5 protein-coding genes are annotated in these 4,953 nt (G+C 63.5%); all 5 read left to right on the top strand.

What is annotated here, in order from left to right; all coding sequences use genetic code 11:
- Positions 1 to 694: 694 nt before the first annotated feature.
- Positions 695 to 862 (top strand): Flp family type IVb pilin, encoded by a 168-nt coding sequence (locus ABYB95_RS16980; protein WP_372659738.1) that lies wholly within the window; start codon positions 695 to 697, stop codon positions 860 to 862.
- A 27-nt stretch (positions 863 to 889) separates the two neighbouring features.
- The gene (locus tag ABYB95_RS16975; RefSeq protein ID WP_372659737.1) at positions 890 to 1,369 is read left to right on the top strand and encodes a prepilin peptidase; all 480 of its coding nucleotides are present in this window, start codon (positions 890 to 892) and stop codon (positions 1,367 to 1,369) included.
- Positions 1,370 to 1,469: 100 nt separating this feature from the next.
- Positions 1,470 to 2,477: a Flp pilus assembly protein CpaB gene (gene cpaB, locus ABYB95_RS16970; RefSeq protein WP_372659736.1), complete on the top strand. Its 1,008-nt coding sequence runs from the start codon at positions 1,470 to 1,472 to the stop codon at positions 2,475 to 2,477.
- A gap of 34 nt (positions 2,478 to 2,511) precedes the next feature.
- Complete coding sequence (locus ABYB95_RS16965; protein WP_372659735.1) at positions 2,512 to 3,831, top strand: type II and III secretion system protein family protein; 1,320 nt, start codon at positions 2,512 to 2,514, stop codon at positions 3,829 to 3,831.
- A gap of 47 nt (positions 3,832 to 3,878) precedes the next feature.
- Positions 3,879 to 4,953 (top strand): histidine kinase (locus ABYB95_RS16960; protein WP_372659734.1); only part of this gene is annotated, 1,075 nt, incomplete at its 3' end.

The raw sequence follows: 4,953 nt of genomic DNA, 5'->3' as shown, positions 1-4,953 counted from the left end.
GGCCCAGCGTCATGCCCAAACGCCCCGACGCAGCCACTGCTCTCGCTGCAAGCCGGTGCCGAGTACCGCGCAGATCCGTTCGAGTCCGCCGCCGCTCCGCCCGGCAGCCAAACTCCGTGATGTGCGCCCACGCGGGCGCGAACGCACCGGACCTGCGGGTGTGTTTGCTTGTTTCTGACCGCGAAACGGCCCCACCGGTGTGGGCTCTTCTACTGCATTCATGGTTGGGGCTGGGGTTGGGACCGGCTCGAACGAACCAATCGCCATCATCCCCCATTTCCGAGACACGGGGCACAGGACGCGCCAACCTGCACAGGTGGGTGGCCCGCTGCCAGGCTCTACGCGGCGGCACCATCCAGACCCGGCCGGGCCCGCGCGCGGCAGGAAAAAGGAGCGAAGGAGCACCTGCCTTTTTCTAGCCTCCCCTCCCCGCACCTGAAAGATCCGACGGCGCCTCCGTAGCGCAAAGTACCTGTTTCTGGGTACCGCCGGAGCACAAAGCACCACCCCTCACACCGCATTACACGCAGCACAAAAAAATAGCGAAAAACGTCTCAAGTCCTTCAAGCCGACACCGATAAACCAGACGTAAGTCCTTCATCACTCTGCGAAGACAGCCGCCCTTGGATTTACATCCTATTGAGTCCTTCGTTATCGGTTTCCTGTTCCCCTCCAACCAACCCAAGGAGTCCCCGTGAAAAAGATGATCCAAACATTCTGGCGCGACGAAGACGGCGCAACCGCCATCGAATACGGCTTGATCGCCGGCTTGATTTCGGTGGTGATCTTGGTGGTGCTGGGCCAGATCGGCGTCAAGCTCAACACCATCTTCACCTCCATCAGCACCGCATTGGGGGCTTGAATGGCCATTTCAGCAGGATCAACCGCCGTGCTTATCGCCAGCGCGTTGTTCCTGCTGTGTGTCGCCGCTTTTGACATCGCGCGCCGAAAAATGCCCAACACGGCCCTCATTCTGGGCGGCGCGGCGGCCACACTTCTCCTGTCCACCCACACGCACCCACTCCAACTGAGCTGGCTGGCCGCTGGCGTCGGCTTGTTGGTGGGTGCTGTGCTGTACCTGCCCTTCTATCTGAGCCGTCTCATGGCCGCAGGCGACGTGAAGCTGGGCTGCCTGCTCGGGTATTCGCTGGGCGCAGAAGCTTTGCTGCAGGTTTTCCTGCTCGCCAACGTACTGGCTCTGGGGCACAGCCTGGTGTTGCTGGCGCTCAAGCGCCGCAAGGCAGCGGCTCTGGCCCCCGCCGGGCTTGCACCTGCCAGGGCCCACAACGGAAAACCACAAAAAATCCCGCTCGCCGGGTACATGGCCATTGCCACGCTGGCAGCCATGGTGATGCAGGCACAGGGATAACCACGAATTTTTGGGCAGCGCACAAAAACCAGCTGCCCGACATTCCACTCTTCCACCCAGACCCAGTCCACCACAACCCACACTCCTGCGCGGTACCAACATGTTCAATTTGTCCAAGATGATTGCGGCGGTTTTGGTGGTCGTCGCCGTGCTCCTGGCTGGGTACGCGTTCGTGCTGGGCGACAAGCCCACCGTGCCCGTGACCCAGGCCGGTGTCAACGAAAAGGCGGAGATCAAGGTTCAGCAATACCCGGTCGTGATCACCACCCGGCTGGTGCGTGCCGGCCAAGCCATGCAGGCCGCAGACCTGCGCGTGGCGCTGCTCAGCATCAACCCCGCAGGCGCCTCTGGCGACGCCGCCCAGCTGGTGGGCCAGGTGCCGGCCATGGATCTGCATCCCGATACACCCGTGTTGTCCCAGCAACTGGCCGCTGGCCTTGCGATGCAGATCGCACCCGGGGAACGCGCCATTGCCGTCAAGGTGGACGAGGTGAGCGGGGTCGCCAACCTGGTGCGGCCCGGCGATTTTGTCGACGTGTTTTTTGCGCTGCGGCGCGACAACGGTGAGGTTGATCAAAGCCAGGCGCGCATGCTCATGTCCAAAAAGAGGGTACTGGCTTTTGGACACCTCTCGCTGGATGGGCCTACCCTGCCCGATGGCAAAACCCCAGCCCCCGTGTTGTCGTCCCGCGTCGAGCCGGCCCGCACCGCCGTGCTGGCCATCCCCGTCGACGAGATCAACCCGCTGCTGCTGGCTGAAAACAACGGCCGCCTATCCCTGGCTCTGCGCCACCCTGCCGACGAAGCGGTGCCCACCCCCGAGCTCTTTGCAGCCTGGCCCACGGTGTTGCGGGCCGCAGTGACAAAAGACGCAGAGGGTCGCCGCACGGCAGCCACCTCGGTCCGCACACTGGAGGGTCTGGATCTCGCCACCGCCGGCCTGTCCATGGAAACCCTGGCACAAGGCAACGGCGCACAGCGGCTCAGCTCGGGCCGTCTGCCCCGCGTGCCCACGGTCCGAACTGTGCGCCAGCCCGCAGCGCCAGAACATCGCCAGAACATCGAGGTGATTCGCGGCAAGGAAGTGGCCTCGGTCCAACTGCCCTGAGCCCCCCACCGGACCCCGCCGAAGGAACACCCCCATGAACACCATCCCGCGCCCATTTTGGAACCCGCACGGCAACGCTGCGCTGTTCGCCACCGCTCTGACCGTGCTGGTGGCTCCCGCCTCGGCACAAGAGGTGTTGACCCTGCATGTGGGCAGCCAGCACGAAATCGTGATCGACAAAGGCATAGACCGCGTCGCGGTGGGCGACGAAAAGATCGCCAGCATCGTCTTGTCGCGGCCGCAGGGGAAAACCCAGTCGGTGCGGGTGCTGGTCTCGGCGCAAGCGCCTGGCAGCACCACCCTGATGCTGTGGACGAAAGGCGACACCGAGGCCAAGCGCTACCGCGTGGACGTGCAACGCCGGGTTCAGGCGTTTGAACACACTTTTTCCGACACCTCGGCCTACCTGCAAGCCACCCAACGCGCGCAGGCCGGGCGCAGCAAAGACGACGTTCTGCTGGACGGGGCCAAGATCGATGTGCGCAGCCACACCGTTCAGGTGGATGTGAAAATTGTCGAGTTCAACAAACGGGTGCTCAAGCAGGCCGGCCTGAATCTGTTCAGCACCGGAGCCAACAAACACGGTTTCAGCTTCGGCGTGTTCGCGCCAGGTTCGCTCAGCAACGCCGGCTTTGGCGCCAACGGTGCACTGGCGCTGGAGGCCGCCTCGCCGCTGACGCAGGCCTTTGGTCTTGTCATGAACTTTGGCAAGGCCAATGTTGGCCTGAACCTCGGCCTGCTGGAAAGCAACGGTCTGGCCAGGGTGCTGGCCGAACCCACGCTGGTGGCCTTGTCCGGCCAGAGCGCGAACTTCCTGGCCGGCGGCGAAATTCCCATTCCGGTCTCGCAAGGCCTGGGCTCCACCAGCATCGAATACAAGTCGTTTGGCATCGGACTCACCGTCTCGCCCACCGTGCTGTCCAACGACCGCATCGTGCTGAAGGTGGCGCCCGAAGTGAGCGATCTGGACTACAACAACGCGGTCACGCTGGACGGCGTGGCCGTGCCCGCGATGACGACGCGCCGCGCCGACACCACCATCGAACTCGGCGACGGCGAGAGCTATGTCATTGGGGGGCTGGTCAGCCGCAACACCACGTCGAGCGTGGACAAAGTGCCGGGCCTGGGTGATCTGCCGGTACTGGGCTCCTTCTTCAAACGCCAGACCTACCAGCAAAACGAAACCGAGCTGGTCATCGTGGTCACACCCACCCTGGTCAAGCCCATGGCCCGTGGCACCAACCTCCGTGCCTCTCTGCCAGGCGAAGGCCGTGACAGCGCTGACAACGCCGTCTGGCGCGGCTTTCTCCTGGGCACGGCCGGAGATCCTTCCCTGCCCGGTTTCTCCAAGTGACATCCGATCCGGGCCGAGCGATGACACAAAACGTCCCTTATCACGGCATGAAGCACCTGGGAAAAAGGGTGTACCTGTATGCGTCCCCCAACAGCGACAACATCCGCTGGATGACGGGGGCGCTGGCCGACACCGGCTTGGTGGTGGCGCTGGAGCGAAACGAATCGGTCGTCGCCGAAGGGGTTGCCACCCACCAGCCGCAATGCGTGTTTCTGGACTACAGCGACCAAGGACCATGGACCTGCGACGGCAGCATCACCCGCAGCATTCGAAAGAACTGGCCCCATGTGCTGGTGATCGCCACCGGTGACGCGGGCGACACCAACAGCATGATCGCCGCGCTGCGCAACGGGGTCGACGACTTCGTCTTTGTGAACAGCGAACCCGAGAGCGTCAAGTCGGCGATCGATGTGCTGGTGTCGCGCCGCAAAAGCGAACAGGTCGAAGTGCGCGGTCAGACCCTGGCGCTCCTGGGCGCGCGGGCCGGCATGGGTGTGAGCACACTGGCCAGCAACCTCGCCATTGCCCTGCAAGATGCCTGCGGCTTTGCACCTGGCCAAGTGCAACACCCGGCACCACAAGGCGTGGCGCTGCTCGATCTCGGCTTGCCGGCTCGCGATAGCTTGCTGTATCTCGGCCAGCAAAGCAGTTTCAGCTTTGTGGAGGGCGTCAAGAACCTCCAACGGCTGGATCGGACTTTGCTGCAAACCGCGCTGGCGCACGACAGCAACGGCACCGCCATCCTGCCCCTCCCCGCCAGCCTGTCCGAAATCAAGGGCATCTCCTATTCCGAGTCGGTTTCGCTGATCCGGCGCATGGCCGATTTTTACGATTTCCTGATCACCGATCTGGGCGGTTTCGGCCTGAACGACATCGTTGCCCAAACCGTGCGCGACGCCGACAAGGTCTGGGTCGTTTGCGACCAGAGCATGGGCGGCATCGTCTCCACGGCCCAATTGCTGCGCGTCTTGCAAGAGCGTGGCTTGGACATCCAGCGCTTTCGGCTGATCGTCAACAAGTTCAACCCCAACATCCACCTGCCTGCCGAAGACGTGGCCTCTCGCCTGGGTGTCGCGCTGGGCCATGTCATTCCTGAGCGCAGCACCGCGTTGTTGACGGCCG

Source organism: Hydrogenophaga sp., from assembly GCF_041633695.1.
GTDB lineage: Bacteria > Pseudomonadota > Gammaproteobacteria > Burkholderiales > Burkholderiaceae_C > Hydrogenophaga.
Note: the sequence above shows the minus strand (reverse complement) of the source record. Positions and strands in the feature narration are given on the sequence as shown.

Coding starts and splice junctions, on each gene's coding strand:
- cpaB (WP_372659736.1), top strand. CDS start 1,470: ATGTTCAATTTGTCCAAGATGATTGCGGCGGTTTTGGTGGTCGTCGCC.
- ABYB95_RS16965 (WP_372659735.1), top strand. CDS start 2,512: ATGAACACCATCCCGCGCCCATTTTGGAACCCGCACGGCAACGCTGCG.